Source organism: Microbacterium esteraromaticum (assembly GCF_016907315.1).
GTDB classification, from domain to species: Bacteria; Actinomycetota; Actinomycetes; order Actinomycetales; family Microbacteriaceae; genus Microbacterium; species Microbacterium esteraromaticum.
Window position 1 is genome coordinate 1,899,349 of sequence record NZ_JAFBBS010000001.1, and the last position, 15,810, is coordinate 1,915,158.

14 protein-coding genes are annotated in these 15,810 nt (G+C 69.2%); 3 read left to right on the plus strand and 11 right to left on the minus strand.

Annotated features, from left to right (window positions below; genetic code table 11):
* Positions 1-62: 62 nt before the first annotated feature.
* From JOE67_RS09175 to purL, 5 genes are all read right to left on the minus strand, one after another.
* Entirely contained in the window at positions 63-1,688 is a 1,626-nt protein-coding gene (locus JOE67_RS09175) for an amidohydrolase (RefSeq protein WP_204975292.1), read from the minus strand.
* A 2-nt stretch (positions 1,689-1,690) separates the two neighbouring features.
* A complete protein-coding gene (locus JOE67_RS09180) occupies positions 1,691-3,064 on the minus strand; it encodes an APC family permease (RefSeq protein ID WP_338041547.1) in 1,374 nt (457 codons plus the stop codon).
* Between the two features lie 145 nt (positions 3,065-3,209).
* Positions 3,210-4,247 (minus strand): LacI family DNA-binding transcriptional regulator, encoded by a 1,038-nt coding sequence (locus tag JOE67_RS09185; protein ID WP_204975294.1) that lies wholly within the window; start codon positions 4,245-4,247, stop codon positions 3,210-3,212.
* A gap of 54 nt (positions 4,248-4,301) precedes the next feature.
* Positions 4,302-4,445, minus strand: coding sequence for a hypothetical protein (locus JOE67_RS09190; protein WP_204977173.1), 144 nt, complete (start codon positions 4,443-4,445; stop codon positions 4,302-4,304).
* The gene (gene purL, locus JOE67_RS09195; RefSeq protein WP_204975295.1) at positions 4,442-6,766 is read right to left on the minus strand and encodes a phosphoribosylformylglycinamidine synthase subunit PurL; all 2,325 of its coding nucleotides are present in this window, start codon (positions 6,764-6,766) and stop codon (positions 4,442-4,444) included. The genes JOE67_RS09190 and purL overlap by 4 nt, the downstream gene beginning before the upstream one ends.
* Positions 6,767-6,852: 86 nt before the next feature.
* Here purL and JOE67_RS09200 point away from each other — a divergent pair, with 86 nt between their 5' ends.
* The gene (locus JOE67_RS09200; RefSeq protein WP_204975296.1) at positions 6,853-7,578 is read left to right on the plus strand and encodes a 3-keto-5-aminohexanoate cleavage protein; all 726 of its coding nucleotides are present in this window, start codon (positions 6,853-6,855) and stop codon (positions 7,576-7,578) included.
* Between the two features lie 133 nt (positions 7,579-7,711).
* On the opposite strand, the gene JOE67_RS09205 is transcribed toward JOE67_RS09200, so the two are convergent.
* A complete protein-coding gene (locus JOE67_RS09205; protein ID WP_204975297.1) occupies positions 7,712-8,197 on the minus strand; it encodes a pyridoxamine 5'-phosphate oxidase family protein in 486 nt (161 codons plus the stop codon).
* A gap of 179 nt (positions 8,198-8,376) precedes the next feature.
* Here JOE67_RS09205 and JOE67_RS09210 point away from each other — a divergent pair, with 179 nt between their 5' ends.
* A complete protein-coding gene (locus JOE67_RS09210) occupies positions 8,377-9,813 on the plus strand; it encodes a uracil-xanthine permease family protein (RefSeq protein WP_204975298.1) in 1,437 nt (478 codons plus the stop codon).
* A gap of 7 nt (positions 9,814-9,820) precedes the next feature.
* Here JOE67_RS09210 and JOE67_RS09215 read toward each other — a convergent pair whose 3' ends face one another.
* From JOE67_RS09215 to JOE67_RS09235, 5 genes are all read right to left on the minus strand, one after another.
* Complete coding sequence (locus tag JOE67_RS09215; protein WP_338041548.1) at positions 9,821-10,840, minus strand: substrate-binding domain-containing protein; 1,020 nt, start codon at positions 10,838-10,840, stop codon at positions 9,821-9,823.
* A 16-nt stretch (positions 10,841-10,856) separates the two neighbouring features.
* Positions 10,857-11,570: a sulfite exporter TauE/SafE family protein gene (locus JOE67_RS09220; RefSeq protein ID WP_204975299.1), complete on the minus strand. Its 714-nt coding sequence runs from the start codon at positions 11,568-11,570 to the stop codon at positions 10,857-10,859.
* Positions 11,567-12,958, minus strand: a complete 1,392-nt coding sequence (locus JOE67_RS09225; protein WP_204975300.1) for an amidohydrolase family protein — start codon at positions 12,956-12,958, stop codon at positions 11,567-11,569. Before JOE67_RS09225 ends, JOE67_RS09220 begins: the two co-directional genes overlap by 4 nt.
* 90 nt (positions 12,959-13,048) lie before the next feature.
* Positions 13,049-13,375 (minus strand): hypothetical protein, encoded by a 327-nt coding sequence (locus tag JOE67_RS09230; protein WP_204975301.1) that lies wholly within the window; start codon positions 13,373-13,375, stop codon positions 13,049-13,051.
* Positions 13,376-13,414: 39 nt separating this feature from the next.
* Positions 13,415-14,281 (minus strand): hypothetical protein, encoded by an 867-nt coding sequence (locus JOE67_RS09235; RefSeq protein WP_338041549.1) that lies wholly within the window; start codon positions 14,279-14,281, stop codon positions 13,415-13,417.
* Between the two features lie 251 nt (positions 14,282-14,532).
* Here JOE67_RS09235 and JOE67_RS09240 point away from each other — a divergent pair, with 251 nt between their 5' ends.
* On the plus strand, positions 14,533-15,804 hold the full coding sequence (locus tag JOE67_RS09240) for a dicarboxylate/amino acid:cation symporter (protein ID WP_204975302.1): 1,272 nt from the start codon (positions 14,533-14,535) through the stop codon (positions 15,802-15,804).
* Positions 15,805-15,810: the final 6 nt, after the last annotated feature.

A 15,810-nucleotide genomic window follows, 5' to 3' on the forward strand; every position in this document is an offset into this window, starting at 1 on the left:
AGTCCGAGCAGGGTGAGGAGAGGGTTGACAGCCACGCACGCGCGTCGAGAGCACCCCCGGCGTCACCCGTGCGTGAGCGCTCCGTCGATCAGGGTCAGCAGCACCTGAGCTCCCATGAGCTCTTCCGGCGTCACGTCGAGCGGATCGCGGTCGACCACGACGAGGTCTGCCGGCGCTCCGACCGTCAGCGCTCCGCCGGGCGACCCGATCGCCCGATGCGCGTGGGTGGTGTATCCCTCGAGAGCCTCGCGGGCGGTGAGCGCCTGGTCGAGTCGCACGGGGGCCGAACCCGGATGCGCGACCGAGGTGCGCGCCTGGGCATCGGCCATGATCTCCCACGGGTCGAACGCCGCGACCGGCCAGTCCGACCCCAGCGCCAGCACAGCTCCGCTGCGGCGCACGTCGCCGGTGCGCCATGCCCGCTCGGCGCGGGTGCGTCCGAGACGCCGCGACCAGTCGTCGCCGCCGTCGGGGCGCACGTGATGGGTGCAGTGGGTGGGCTGCATGCTGGCGGCGATGCCGCTGCGGCCGATGAGGTCGATCACGTCGTCCTCGACCGACTCGAGGTGCTCGATCCGATGCTGAGGACCGTCCGCCGGCAGGGCCGCGAGCGTCTCGGCGACGAATCGGATGCCGCGCTCGCCGATCGCATGCGTCGCCGTCGGCACGCCGCGCTCGTGGAAGAGCCGGATCCGTGAGGCGTACTCTTCGGCATCCGGCCACACCGATGCCAGACCCTCGCCGGCGGTGTCCGGCGTCGCCAGCCAGGCCGTGCCGCCCTCGACCGTCCCGTCGATGAACAGCTTCACGCCCTCCACGCGAAAGCGGCGGCCGCCGCGGCCCTGCATCGCGATGAGCGCGTCGATCTCGTCATCGGTCATGCCCGGTTCGCACCACGGCGATATCCGCAGCCGCACGGGAAGGTCGCCGTCGCGCTCGAGGGCGTCGAGCAGATCGAGCGCGTCGGGGTCCTTCAGGTCCATCACGTGCGTCGCGGTGATGCCGTGGGCGGCCATTCCGCTCAGCAGCGCATGCAGTCTCTGCAGCCGGTCCTCGCGGGTGTCGGCCGGCAGCACGCTCTCGACCAGCTCCATGGCGGGGAACTCGATCAGGTGACCCGTGAGCCTGCCCTGATCGTCGCCGGCCACGGCGGAGCCGTCGGGATTCGCCTGCGGCTGCGTGACGCCTGCGCGTGCGAGCGCGGCCGACGAGGCGATGCCGGAGTGCGCGTCGAACATCTTGATGTAGGCCGGCCTGTCGGCGCCGAGCACGGCGTGCAGAGCGTCGTTGCTGATCGGCCGCCCCTCGAACGCGGTGGGGTCGAGCCCCCAGGCCAGAAACCACTCGGCGTCCGCCTGCTCGTCGCGGCCGCGTTCCAGGGCAGCGACGAGCTCGTGGTGATCGTGAACGCCGACCAGGGAGAGTCCGCGGACGATCCCCAGGCTGTAGATCGGATGCGTGTGCGCGTCGACCAGGCCGGGGATGATCGTGGCATCCGGATGCTCGCGCACCTCGGTCCCCTCGCCGGCGAGCTGCATGATCGCCTCTCGCGAGCCGATCGCGGCGATGCGGCCGTCGGCGATTGCGACGGCCTCAGCGGCTGTGCGAGCGCTGCCGGTTTCGGAGGCTGAGGCGCCGGCGAGCGCGTGCACGCGACCGGCGATGACGATGGTGTCCGGGGCCGTCATGCTCACTCCGTCAGGTCGAGGGTCGGGGTCGGTCGGCGGAAGAACCGCGTGACGATCATCAGGACGACGACGCCGACGGCCAGCCACGACAGTCCGATCGCGAAGCTCGCGCCGGTGAGGTTCGTCCAGAGCCAGACCGTCAGCGCGAAGCCGATGCCGGGAAGGATGAGATTGTTCACGAGGTCCCAGCCGCTGCGCTCGCCGCGGTCGAAGAAGTGATGCTTGATGACCGACAGGTTGACGCACGAGAACGCGATGAGCGCGCCGAAGCTGATCATGTTCGAGACCGTCAGCAGATCGGCGACCAGCGACAGCAGGGAGACGGCCGACACCAGCAGGATCGGGATCGTCGGGGTGCCGAAGCGCGTGCTCAGGCGGCCGAAGATCCGGCGGGGCAGCACGCCGTCGCGGCCCATGGCGAACAGGATGCGGGATACGGATGCTTGAGACGTGAGCGCCGATCCGACGCTTCCGGCGATGAAGCCCGCGATGAACAGGGCGGAGAGCCACTGCTGACCGAGGGAGGCGACGACTTCGATGCTCGCGGTGTCTGCCGACGAGAACTCGTTGGAGGGGAAGGCGACCTGCGACAGGTAGGTGAGCAGGATGAAGAGCAGGCCGGCGCCGATGGTGACGATCATGATCGCGCGGGGCACCGAGCGGCGGGAGTCCTTCGCCTCTTCCGCCAGCGTCGACACCGAGTCGAACCCGAGGAACGACAGGCAGAGGATCGCGGCACCCTGGAACAGAGGAAGGATGCCGTCGACCGTGCCGTCGCCGGTGAAGGGGACGAGCGGGTCGACGCCCTGCCCGGCCGCTGCGCCGATGGCCAGTGCCGCGAAGGCGACGATGAACACGGTCTGCACCGCGATGACGACGAAGTTGGCGCGCGCGACCGAGACGATGCCGACGATGTTCAGCACCGTGACGAGGGCGATCGCGATGAGGATCCACACGGAGCCGGGCACGGCGGGGAATGTGTCGCTCAGGTAGAGCCCGATGATGAGGTAGTTGATCATCGGCAGGAACAGGTAATCGAGCAGCAGCGCCCACCCGGCGAGGAAGCCGACCGCGCCGCCGAAGCTCTGCTGGGTGTAGATGTACGCCGAGCCAGCGTACGGGTAGGCGATCGACATGCGGGCGTACGAGCGCGCGGTGAAGATCATCGCGACGAGGGTGACGACGTATGCAGCCGGCACCCGGCCGCCGGTGAGCTGGGTCACGATGCCGTAGGTGGTGAACGCGGTGAGCGGCACCATGTAGACGAGTCCGAACAGCACGAGCGACGGAACACCGAGGACGCGCTTGAAGCGGCCCTTGGTGACCTGCGCGGTCAGTTCAGTGGGTGGGATCTGGTTCTCGGGGGCGTGAGACACGGGTGCTCCTGCTTCGCGGGTCGACGTCATCGTCGCCGTCGGAGCGTCGGCCGAGGGGCGTCCGACGCTCCGACGAACGGAGACAGCGTAGCAATATCGATAAAGCAGAACAAGCACGAGTCGTCACTATGACGGTGAGGTGCTTTCAGCTGTCGCGAGTCCCGAGCGTCGATGCGCGCCGCCGGACCGCGACCGGCACGATCTCGCGAAGCGGCGCACGTGGTGCGTCGCCGGCCTGGCGGGCGTCGCCCGCCTCGATGGCGGCGATCGCCACGCGCACGCACTGCCTGCCGAACTCGCGAGGATGCAGGTCGATAGCGGTGATCGACGGCTGGGTCAGCGGAAGCACGTCGGTGTCGACCAGGGCAGCGACGAGCAGATCCTCACCGACCCGGCGCCCCAGCTGCTGCGCGCTCGTGACGATGCTGAGCACGGTGCCGTCGGACACCGCGAGGATCGCGTCGGCCGGGTCATGCTCGGACAGCACATCGGCCACGGCGGCGTGGATCTGCGACGGGTTCGCCGGGTGCGGCACCTCGGCCACGCGGGGGCGGATGCCGCGCTCGGCGCACCATGACTCGAAGACCGCGCGCACCGTGAAGGCCCAGTGATTCTTGAGATCGGGGAAGACCATCGCCGGGCGCTGGGCGCCGCGCTCGACGAGGTGATCGAGCAGCTCTCGCACGGCGGAGTCGTGGTCGCTGATCACCTCACCGCTGCCGGCGGGCAGCCCTTCGGGGACGGGTTCTCCGGTGACGACCGGAACACGTCCGTTCAGCATCGCGTGGGTCACCGGGTCGTCGATGGCAGGGTCGAGGATGATCACCGCGTCGGCGGGCAGGTGGCGCAGCCGCTCGGGGTCGGGATCGGTCGTGAGCAGGAAGACGATCAGCCCCGCGCGCTCGGCCTCTTCGACCACGCCGAATGCCGCCTCGGTGTAGTACGACATGGTGGTGCTGTGCGGCGGGATGCGCAGCGCCAGCATGCCGGTGCGGGCGCCGCGGAGGTTGCGCGCGACGGTGTTCGGCCGGTAGCCGAGTTCGTCGGCGACGTCGAGCACGCGGCGGCGCATCTCATCCGAGACGCGGCCGCGCCCGGTGATCGCGAAAGACGCGGTCGAGCGGGACACGCCCAGACGGTCGGCGATGTCCTGAAGGGTGGCCCGGCGGCCGTCGGATCGCATGCCTCCGAACCTACCGCGCGGCAGCAGGAGCGGCCGCCGGGGCGTTCGGCCGGGTCAGCCGAACAGCAGGGTGAGCGCAGTCACCCCGCCGCCGCCGATGATCAGTGCGCCGATCGTGATCCACGCGACGATCCGGATGCGGCGGCTGCGGCGCTCGCCGAGATCGCCGTAGTCCTCGTCGGTCGGCACGTTCGTCACGCGACCGGCTCGGTGACGGTCGGGCCGAACACCGCGGGCAGCGTGCCCCGCGAGGTCTCGCGCAGCTCGTCGACCGAGATGGTGAAGACGTCCTGCACCTCGAGGGCGGGCTCGGTGTCGGTGACGCCGATGCGCAGCACCGGGTAGTCGCGACCCTCGCACAGCCCGCGGAACTTCACGTCCTCTTCGCGCGGCACGGTCACGATCACGCGGCCGGTCGACTCCGAGAAGAGCGCGGTCGCCGCATCCACGCCATCCCGCTCCATGAGCTCGGTCAGCCAGACGCGTGCGCCGACGCCGAAGCGCATGACGGCCTCGGCGAGGGCCTGGCCGAGGCCGCCCTCAGAGATGTCGTGCGCCGACGAGATCAGCCACTCCTCGCGGGCGGCACCGAGCAGGCCGGCGAGACGACGCTCGGCGGCGAGGTCGACCTTCGGCGGCAGACCGCCGAGGTGGTCGTGCACGACGTCGGCCCAGGCCGAGCCCGACAGCTCGGTCGAGGTGACGCCGAGAAGGTAGATGTTGTCGCCGGCGTCCTGCCAGCCGGACGGGATGCGACGCGAGACGTCGTCGATGATGCCGAGCACGCCGACCAGCGGGGTCGGGTGGATCGGCACGTCGCCCGTCTGGTTGTAGAACGAGACGTTTCCGCCGGTCACCGGGGTGCCCAGCTCGTAGCATCCGTCGGCCAGACCGTCGACGGTCTGCCCGAACTGCCACATGACCTCGGGGTTCTCGGGGGAGCCGAAGTTGAGGCAGTCGGTGATAGCGGTGGGGGTGGCGCCCGTCACGGCGACGTTGCGGTACGCCTCGGCGAGGGCCAGCTGGGCACCCGCGTACGGGTCGAGCTGGCAGTAGCGGCCGTTGGCGTCGGTCGAGACGGCGAAGCCGAGGCCCGACTCCTCGTCGACGCGCACCATGCCGGCGTCGTCGGGGAAGGCGAGGGCCGTATTGCCGCCGACGTAGTAGTCGTACTGGTTGGTGATCCAGCTGGTGTCGGCGAGGTTCGGCGAGCCGAGCAGCTGCAGGAACTGCGTGCGCAGCACGTCGGCGTCGTTCGAACGGGGAAGGTCTTCTGCGGCATCCGCCTGCAGCGCGTCGATCCACGTCGGGTACGCGACGGGGCGGTCGTAGACCGGGCCGTCGACGGCGACGGTCGACGGGTCGACGTCGACGATGCGCTCGCCCTGCCAGTCGATGACGAGGCGGCCGTCGCCGGTGACCTCGCCGAGCACGCTGGTCTCGACCTCCCACTTGCCGACGATCTCGAGGAACGCGTCGAGCTTCTCCGGCGAGACGATCGCCATCATGCGCTCCTGCGACTCGCTCATCAGGATCTCTTCGGCGGTGAGCGACGGGTCGCGCAGCAGCACGTTGTCGAGCGAGACGTGCATGCCGCTGTTGCCGTTCGCGGCGAGCTCGCTGGTCGCGCACGAGATGCCTGCCGCGCCCAGGTCCTGGATGGCCTCCACCAGCTCGAGCTTGTACAGCTCGAGGCAGCACTCGATCAGCACCTTCTCGGCGAACGGGTCGCCGACCTGCACGGCGGGACGCTTGGTCGGGCCGGTGGAGTCGAAGGAGTCGGATGCCAGGATGCTGGCGCCGCCGATGCCGTCGCCGCCCGTGCGGGCGCCGAACAGCACGACCTTGTTGCCGACGCCGGTGGCGTTGGCGAGCTTGAGGTCTTCATGGCGCAGCACGCCTACCGCGAGGGCGTTGACGAGCGGGTTGGCCTGGTAGACGGCGTCGAAGACCGTCTCGCCGCCGATGTTCGGAAGGCCCAGGCAGTTGCCGTAGAAACTGATGCCGCTGGTGACGCCGTGCACGACGCGCGGCGTGTCGGGGTGGTCGATGGCGCCGAAGCGCAGGGCATCCATCACCGCGACCGGGCGCGCACCCATCGAGATGATGTCGCGGACGATGCCGCCGACGCCGGTTGCGGCGCCCTGGAAAGGCTCGATGAAGCTGGGGTGGTTGTGCGACTCGGCCTTGAAGGTGACGGCCCAGCCCTCGCCCACGTCGACGACGCCGGCATTCTGGCCCATGCCGACCATGAGCCGTTCCTTCATCTCGTCCGAGACCTTCTGGCCGAAGCGGCGCAGGTAGTTCTTCGACGACTTGTACGAGCAGTGCTCAGACCACATCACCGAGTACATGGCGAGCTCGCCGGAGGTGGGGCGTCGGCCCAGGATCTCCTTGATGCGGGCGTACTCGTCGTCTTTGAGTCCGAGGGCGCCGTACGGCTGCTCCTTCTCAGGAGTCGCGATGGCGTTCTCGACCGAGTCGGGAACGTGGGTGGTGGGGGTGTTCGGGGTGGTCACGCGCACTCCAAGAGAAAGGGGCCGGCGGGCAACGCCAGTCTACCGGCGAGACGCGAGGTCTCGTGCTCGGCGTCTAGCATCGAGGCATGCTGCAGGTCTGCGTGAACGGAGCTCGCGAATCGTCCGCGCATCCGGAGCTGAGCACCGAACCAGCCCGGATGGCAGCGCATGCGGCGTATGCCCTCAGCGCCGGCGCCCGCGAGATCCATCTGCATCCCAAAGACGAGCGGGGTCGTGACAGCATCGCGCCGGCAGACGTCGATCGGTGGGTGCTGGCCTTCCGCCGCGCCTGCCCCGGTGTCCCGCTCGGGGTGACGACCGGCGAGTGGGCTCGCGTCTCGCCGCAGGGGCCGGGCGATCCGGCATCCCGGCTGTCTGCCATCGGGGGATGGACGCAGCTGCCCGACTACGCTTCGGTCAACTGGCACGAAGAGGGCGCGGATGACCTCGCGGATCTGCTGCTGAGTCGGGGCGTGGCGATCGAGGCCGGCATCTGGCACGAAGCCGGCGCGGACGCCTGGCGCGCATCGCCGGTGCGCGGCCGGTGCCTGCGCGTGCTCATCGAGCTGCCCGACCTGCCTGCGGTGGACGTCGGCAGCAGGGCGGATGCCCTGGCCGCGGCCGTACGGGCGGCGGAGCCGACGATGCCGATCCTTCTGCACGGCGAGGAGCGCTCGACGTGGCCCGCGATCGATCTCGCCCGCGCGCACGGGTTCGATTCGCGGATCGGCCTCGAAGACACGCTCGCCCTGCCCGACGGCACTCCTGCCGCGGGCAACGCCGACCTTGTGCGCGCGGCGCTGCGCCGCTGAGCCGGTCGCGTGGCGGCCGCACGGTCATAACTCAGGAGAACTGCGCCCGAAACCGCCCGAAACGCCCGCAAGCCGGCCGGACAGGGCTGGATCTCCTGAGTTATGACGCCGCCCCGCGGCAGCGACGAGGGTGCTAGAGCTCCACGGTCGCGTTGTCGCCGCCGTCGTAGCGCTCGCCGGTGATCTTCGACTTCACGAAGCTGAAGGCCGTGGCGATCTTGCCGCCGGGGCTGTCCCAGTACTCGGCCGACTCGGCGTCGAACTTCAGCACGCCGACCGCAGGGTCGTCCGGTCCTTCGGGGAACCACGCCTCGACCATCGGGTTCCACAGCTCGCGGATCTTCTGCCGGTCCTCGATGAGCCGAGCGGTGCCCGACAGCGACACCCACGACGAGTCGCCGCTGAACGAGACGTTCACCGGGGCATCCGGCACCAGGTCAGCGATGGGGCCGGCGACCTTCGACACGAGGAACCACAGGTCGCCGTCGAATTCGGCCTCCTGCACGGTGAGCGGGTGCGCGACCAGCTTGCCGTTGTCGGGATCCTGCGTGACGAACATCGCGAACCGGAAGTCCTTGATCAGCTCTGCGACCTTCTTGTGCTCGTCGGTATGAGTCATGGCATCGCACCCTTCGCGTCGAATCTGCGTCGAAGCCTCCACAATGGCGCGGATTCAGGCATCGGCACAGGGGGTTGAGAGGCGGGCGCACGTCGCCTAGGCGTTGTGAGGGGTTGACACGAAGCGAGACTCGTGGGAGATTAACCAAATCGATTTGGATGCTTCAAGGAGGAGGCGCGATGGCAGAGAGTTCCCCGGCGGAGACCGAGCAGGCCGCAGAGGGTGCCGTGCACCCCGTCGACGAGTTCCGGCCGGTCGGCCGGCTCATCCCCTTCGCCATCCAGCACATCCTGGTCATGATCGCGACGCCGATCTCATCGGTCTTCCTGATCGGCAAATCGCTGAATCTGTCGGATGAGGTCACCGCGGCGATCCTCACCGCGGTCTTCGTCTTCAGCGGCCTCGGATCGCTGCTGCAGTCGCTGGGGCTCTGGGCTATCGGCGTGCGGCTTCCGTTCGTCATGCTTCCCGGCGGCGCCGCGACGATCCTGTTCATCTCCACCGCGCAGGGAACGAATCTGCAGACCGCGGTCGGAGCGGTCATCCTCACAGGCGTGTTCTATATCCTCGCCGTGACCGTGTTCGTCAAGGTGCTCAAGTACTTCCCGCCGCTCGTCATAGGCAGCATGGTCGTCGTCATCGGCATCAACCTGATCGGCGTCACCGGCACTCTCATCACCGGACGCCCCGGTCAGGAGGACTTCGGTGACCCGATGAACCTGTTGCTCGCGCTGGTCACCATCGTGCTGACCGTGCTCGGATACCGCTTCCTGCCTGGCATCCTTCGCCAGCTCTCGGTCGCCATCGGCCTGATCGGCGGCACGATCTTCGCCGCCTTCTTCGGCATGACCACGTTCGCCGAACACGTCGAGGGTCCGGCGTTCTCGGTGCCGACGCTGATGCCGTTCGGTCCACCGGAGTTCAACCTGGTCGCCGCCATCCCGATGCTGGTCTGGAGCCTCGCCTCGATGGCGGAGGCAACAGGGCAGACGGTCATCAACTCCGAGATCGTCGGACGAGAGGTGCGTCCGGTGCGCGACGTGCCGCGTGTCATCCGCGCCGACGGCGTGGTCACGATGATCGGCGGCCTCTTCGGCACCCCCGCCATGGTGACCAGCGGAGAGAACGTCGGCATCGTGCGCGCCAGCGGTGTGCGCAGCCGTTACGTCACGGCATTCGCCGGCGTGTTCCTCATCGTCATCGGCTTCAGCCCTCTGGCGCGCCTGCTCGGCGGCATCCCGGCTCCGGTCGTCGGCGGAACCGCTGTCGTGGTCTTCGCGATCATCGCCGTGCTCGGCATCCAGATGCTCGCACGAGTCGACTTCCACCAGAACGGCAACCTGATCACCGCCACCCTCGCGATCGGCATCGGGATGCTGCCGGTGCTGATCCCGGGGATGTACGCGCAGCTGCCCGGCCCCGTGGCGTCGCTTCTCGGCAGCGGTGTCGCCATGAGCGCTGCGGTCGGTGTCGCGCTGAACCTGCTGTTCACCCACACGGGCCGTCGCGACAGGGCGGATGACGAGAAGGCCGACTCCGCGGGGGAGGCCAAGCCCGGCGTCAACACCAGCATCATCAAGACGGTGAAGCGTCGCCCCGGCGACTACCGGATCTGAGCCGGATTCAGCCCGCGGTGGAGGCCCGCGGGCGCAGCGTGGGCAGCGGAGGCGCTGCGGGCTCGGCGTGGGGAACCGCGCCGAGCCTCTGCAGCAGCAGTGAGACCGCGGCGGACGAGACCTGGCTCAGGTGCAGATCGAAGGCGGTCAGCGCCGGCGTGCTCGTCTGTGCGCGCACGCCGTCGTAGCGGGTTGCGATCAGCAGGTCGTCGCCGACGACGCGGCCGGACGCCTGTGCGGCGCGCACCGCTCCGGTCGCGAAGGCGTCGACGGGAACGCCGATGGCGTCGATCTCGGGGTGCTCCGCCAGCATCCGCTCTGTTGCGGCTGCCCCCGCACTCTCGCCCTTCCGCTCGTCAACGATCGCGACGACAGGGGGGAAGCCCTCTCGGGCGGCGAGGGCGAGGTAGTGCTCATGGAAGATGCGCTGGGACTCCCGTCCGCTGGAGCCGATCAGGATGCCGGGGGCGCGGGCGCCCCTCTCGGCGAAGTGCTCGAACAGCAGTCGCGCCGTCTCGTCGTGATGCAGGTCGACGTTGTCGGGTCCGAGAGCGGCGCCGATCGTGACGAACGGGATCCCCCGCGTGGTGAGCTCGGACGCCAGCTGATCCGATTCGACCGGCTCGAGCAGGATGGCTCCGTCGATATCGAGACGATCGAGCACATTCTGCTGGTCGGGCGGCGTCAGCACCAGCGTGTACCCGTTCACGAGCGCGGTCTCGGCGCAGCCGACGGCGAGCTCGGTGAAGAACCCGAGGCGCGATACGCCTGCCGAGACGGCGGACGGCATCGACGAGAGGATGGCGATCGCCTGCGACCTGCCGGAGCGCAGGCGCTGAGCACGGACACTGGGGCGGTAGCCGAGCCGCTTGGCGGTTTCGAGCACCCGTGAACGGGTCTCGTCGTTGACGTGACCGAGGCGGCTGAACGAATGCGAGACAGTGGTTCGCGACACGCCCGCTTCGCGAGCGACATCAGCGATGGTGATGCGCGCTGACGCGGTCGGGTGGGGCGGGATGTCGGGCACCGCTCCAGTCTGCCGCCTACCACGCCTGGATGATGACCACGACGCCCGAGACCACGGCGAAGCCGAGCACGATGTAGCGCAGCAGCGGGCCGTCGAGGCGGTGGTGCACGAACCGGCTCGCCCACGAGCCGACGGCGAGGAACGGCAGCAGAGCGGCGGTTGCGAGCAGCGTGCCGAGCGTGAACCTGCCGCTCACCGCCAGCACCACGACCGAGATGACCTCGCCCACGAGAAAGCAGAGGGCGACCGTCGACCGCAGCACGGGGGCCGCCTTGTGCTGGAATGCGAGGGCCAGCGGCGGGCCGCCGACACCCGTTGAGGTCTCGGTGATGCCGGTGATCAGCCCGACGACGACCAGACCGGTGCGGTTCGGGTCGAACGCGGGTGCCACCAGCGCGACGGCCGCGGCGAGCACGGTCGACCACCCGATCAGCAATGACAGCTGCTGCAGGTTCACGATGAAGAGGATCCACAGGCCGAGGAAGGTGCCAGCGAACCTGCCCAGGCTGACCCATCTCACGCCGCGCCAGTCGATGGCGGTGCGCTCCCGGAAGCCGATGTAGCCGTTGAGCGGGATCATGAGAAGCAGGATCGCGACGGGGATCAGGGTCGGGTCGAGCAGCGTCACGACCGGGGCCGCGATCATCGCGAATCCCATTCCGGTCGCGCCCTGAACGAAGGCGCACACCAGGACGGTGAGGCCGATGATGATGAATGCGGTGAGCGTCATGCCGTGGCTTCCGTCCGAGCGATCCGGTGCTCGGAGGCGCGGGGGTCGACGGTGACGATCGGGGACGAGTGCACCACCCGCTCGGCGGTCTCGCGGGCGAGGTCGAGCAGGGCGTCGCCGTCGGCGTCGACGAGCTGACCCTTCTGCACGCGAAGCCGGCCGTGAACGATGACCGACTCGATGAGGTCGCGGTTTCCGAGACGCACGAGCTCCCACAGCGGATCCCACGAGGGGACGAGCTCGGGTACGCGCAGATCGAGCACGAGCAGGTCGGCATAGGCACCGGGCGCAATCGCGCCCACCCGACCCTCGAGGCCGACGGCGTCGGCGCCACCCTGCAGGCCGGTCTCGAGCCAGGTCCAGCCGCCGCCGGCGGAGGAGTCGCCGGTCGCGAGGGCGTGGGTGAGACGCTGAGCAGACTCGGCCGCGTCGAGCAGGCGGAAGGCGTCGCTGCGGGTGCCGTCGGTTCCGAGCCCCATGCGCACACCCAGTTCGTGCATCAGCAGCGCGGGGGCGACCGCGTTGCCCTTCCATGCGCTCGCGACGGGGTTGTAGCTGATGGCTCCTCCGGCGTCGAGCAGCAGGTGGATCTCACGCGGGGTCAGCATGGTGGCATGGGCGGCGAGCAGCTCGGGGCCGAGTGCGCCGATGTCCGCCAGGCGCTCCATCGGACGCTTGCCGGTGGCGACGAGCGAGCGCTCGATCGCGGCGAGGTGCTCGTTGACGTGCATCTGGAAGGGCACACCGGCTTCACGCGAGAGCCGGGCGACAGCGACGAGCGCCTCGTCGGTTGCAGCCTCGGGGATCGAGATCGCAAGGGATGGGTGGATCAGGTCGTCGCCGTCCCATCGGGCGAGATGCTCGCGCGCGCCGGTCTCGACCTGATCGAGGGGGATGCGGGTCTCACCCTGCAGGTCGTTGCAGATGGCGCCGAGCACGCAGCGCAGACCCATGTCCGAGACGGCGGTCGCCACAACGGAGAGGTCGGCGGTGGCACGGGTGCCGGCATCGGCGACGGTGGTGAAGCCGCCGCGCATCGACTCCCACGCGGCGAGGCGGGTTGCCACGTCGATGGCCTCGGCGTCCATGTTGCGCTCCATGGGAACCCACACTCGACGGAAGATCTCAGACGGCTCACCGAACACGAGCGACTTGCCGAACGTCTGAGTGACGTGGTGGTGCGCATCGATGAAGCCCGGCATGAGCATCCGGCCGGGCAGATCGATGGTCTGTCCCTCCCAGGCAGCGAACTTCTCGACCCGGCCGACGTCGGTGATGATGCCGTTCTCGACCAGTACCGCGTGATCGCAGACGGGGCCGGACGGCAGCAGGATGCGCTCGGGACGGACGAGTGTCGTGTGCCGGTGCAGCGACGTCAGATCAGGCATGAAGCTCCTCGGAGAAGTGATGCACTCCAGGGTACCAAATCGATTTGGATTCGGGAACCAGGCGACTGAGCGATGTCGCCTCTGCGGTGGTCAGACGCGGTTGTACGCGGCGCCGTCGAACTGGGCATCCGCGATTGCGACGGCGGCCGACGCCGTCGTCACAACGCCCGGCTGCAGTGAGTCCACCGGGATGCCGCGGCCGCGCAGCCCGCCCTCGCAGATCTCGATCGAGGCGAACCCCGGCACCTCGAGCGGATCCGCATCGCGGGTCGCGCCGCGGACTGCTGGTCCGTTGACGATGATCCGGATGCTGTACTCCGGCCGCGCGTCGTGCAGGGTGTGCGCGATGCCGATCGCGCGCGCGATGTCGTCCGGGCGGTCGGAGACGTGCAGGAGGACGGTGCGCTGATCGCTCATGGCTCGGAGCCTAGACGACCGCACCCGCACCCCGTCGGATCATTCCGGTTCGGGCGCCTCGCCGGGGATGAAGTACCGTACGGGAGACAGCCCGGTGCGCACGATGGCGTCTCCGCCGGCGTCGAGGAACTGGTCGAACGTGGCGACGCTGAGTGTGCCCGACCTGTCGGCGATGATGACGTTGTCGACGACGGGGAGCAGCGACGCGACCCCCTTCGGCCAGGCCGCGAACGTGGTGGTGACGCCGGTCTCGAGCATCCGGGTCTTCGGAATGAGGAAGCGCACGTCAGGACGCTGCAGCGCCTCGCCCTGTCGTTCGTAAGCGCGCACGCTGAAGAAGCGCAGCACGCGCTCGATGCGCATCTCGAGCGCGGGATACCGCTGGATCCAGTCGAAGCGCTCCCACCCCGCCGGGGTCAGAGCCACAGGATGAGCGCTGACCAGCGGACCGCCCTGGTCGTAGAGCCGCTCGGCGAGGTCGAGCACACGCGCCACCGCGGCCTCGTCGTCGGCGCCCACGATCGCGACCTGATCGCGGGCGAGAGCGAACAGCACGGGTGCGCCCGCCAGGGCATCCGCCGGGATGCGGCCGGGCGAGACCAGCACGGATGCCGAGACCACCTCGTCTTCGATGAGGATCATCCCGTCGTCGCCGGCGGGGACGGGTCCGGCGGATGCCACGGCATCCGCCATCACGTCGGCGAACGCGCGGGTCCAGGTCTCGACCTGCCCCTGTGTGACCGCCGATCCCGCCGGTTCGTCGAGGCCGACGAACAGCTCGCCGCCGATGTACTCGACGCGCGGGTGGGCATCGCCGGGTGCGGTGACGGCGAGCACCCCCAGTTCGCTGGCTGCGTAGATGCGCGCCACAGCATTCATTCCGGTGTCTCCCCACACATTCGTCACGACGTCTCGTCCTGCCTTGCAACACTATCGGCCGGGTCCGACGCCCCCGGCGCGAGCGGTGCCGCCGACCGACTCGGACGGCGCGCCATCGTGAGCGCGGTGATAGACGAGTACGATCGCGTGCTCACCGACCGCCCACCACGCGCCCGCAAGGGGTACGAGCGCCGCTCATCGTTACGATGTCTGGGGCGCTGTTCCCCGGAACGCGCCAGGTCGGGATCGTCTCGGCCGGCCGTTTATGAAGGATGCCGATGAAGCTCTTCCGTCTTCCGCTGCTGGCCTGGATCGTCATCGCGATCGTGCTGGGCGTGCTCGTCGGGCCGGTCATGCCGGTGTGGCTCGGCAACGTCTTCCTGACGTACAACTCGATCTTCTCGGGCCTGCTCGGCTTCGCGGTGCCGCTGATCATCTTCGGCCTCGTCACGCCGGCGATCGCCGAGCTGGGGCGGGGCGCGGGCAAGTGGCTCGGCCTGACCGCCGGCATCGCCTACGCATCGACGGTGCTCGCCGGCCTGCTCGCCTATTTCGTGAGCCGGTGGCTGTTCACCGAGTCACTCAGCGCAACCGACTCGGTCATCTTCGATGAGAAGTCGTCGGCGTTCACTCCGTACTTCTCGGTCGTGGGCGAGGCGAGCGGCGGGGCGACCGAGATCGTGCTCGCGCCGGTGATCGACGTCATGTCGGCGCTCGTGCTCGCATTCGTCGTCGGCATCGGGCTCACCGCGATGCGCGGCGGCGTGGTGCTGCAGGGTGCGATCGAGTTCCGCACGATCGTCGAGGGGCTCATCCGCCGCATCATCGTGCCCGCGCTGCCGATCTACATCTTCGGCATCTTCATGGAGCTGTCGAACAGCGGCTCGGCCGTCGACGTGATCGGCAAGTTCCTGCTCGTGGTGGTCGTGTCGTTCGCGCTCACGCTCGTCGTGCTTCTGCTGCAGTACTCGGCCGCGGGCGCGATCGCGGGCGTCAACCCGTTCAAGGCCCTGTGGGGCATGCGCGACGCGTACGTCACAGCCCTGGGAACGTCGTCGTCGGCGGCGACGATCCCCGTCACGCTCGAGTCCGCGAAGCGCAACGGGGTGACCGATGCCGTGGCCGGATTCGTCATTCCGCTGTGCGCGACCATCCACCTGTCGGGCTCGATGGTGAAGATCACGTGCTTCTCGATCGCGGTGCTGCTCCTCTCGGACGGAGACGTGAGCCTCGGCTCGTACCTGCCGTTCATCCTCATGCTCGCGGTCATGATGATCGCCGCCCCCGGCGTTCCTGGTGGGGCCATCGCGGCGGCTGCCGGGCTGCTGGTGCAGATGCTCGGCTTCGGCGAGGCCGAGGTGGGTCTCATGTTCGCGGCCTACATCGCTCTCGACAGCTTCGGCACCGCGACCAACGTCACGGGCGATGGCGCGATCGCGCTGATCGTGAACAAGCTCTCGCGCGGGCGGCTCGGTGCGGATGCCTCGGATCCGGCCTCCCTGGTCGCCGAGCGCGCGCAGGCGGGCGAGACCCCGCGAACCTCCCTCTGAACCCGG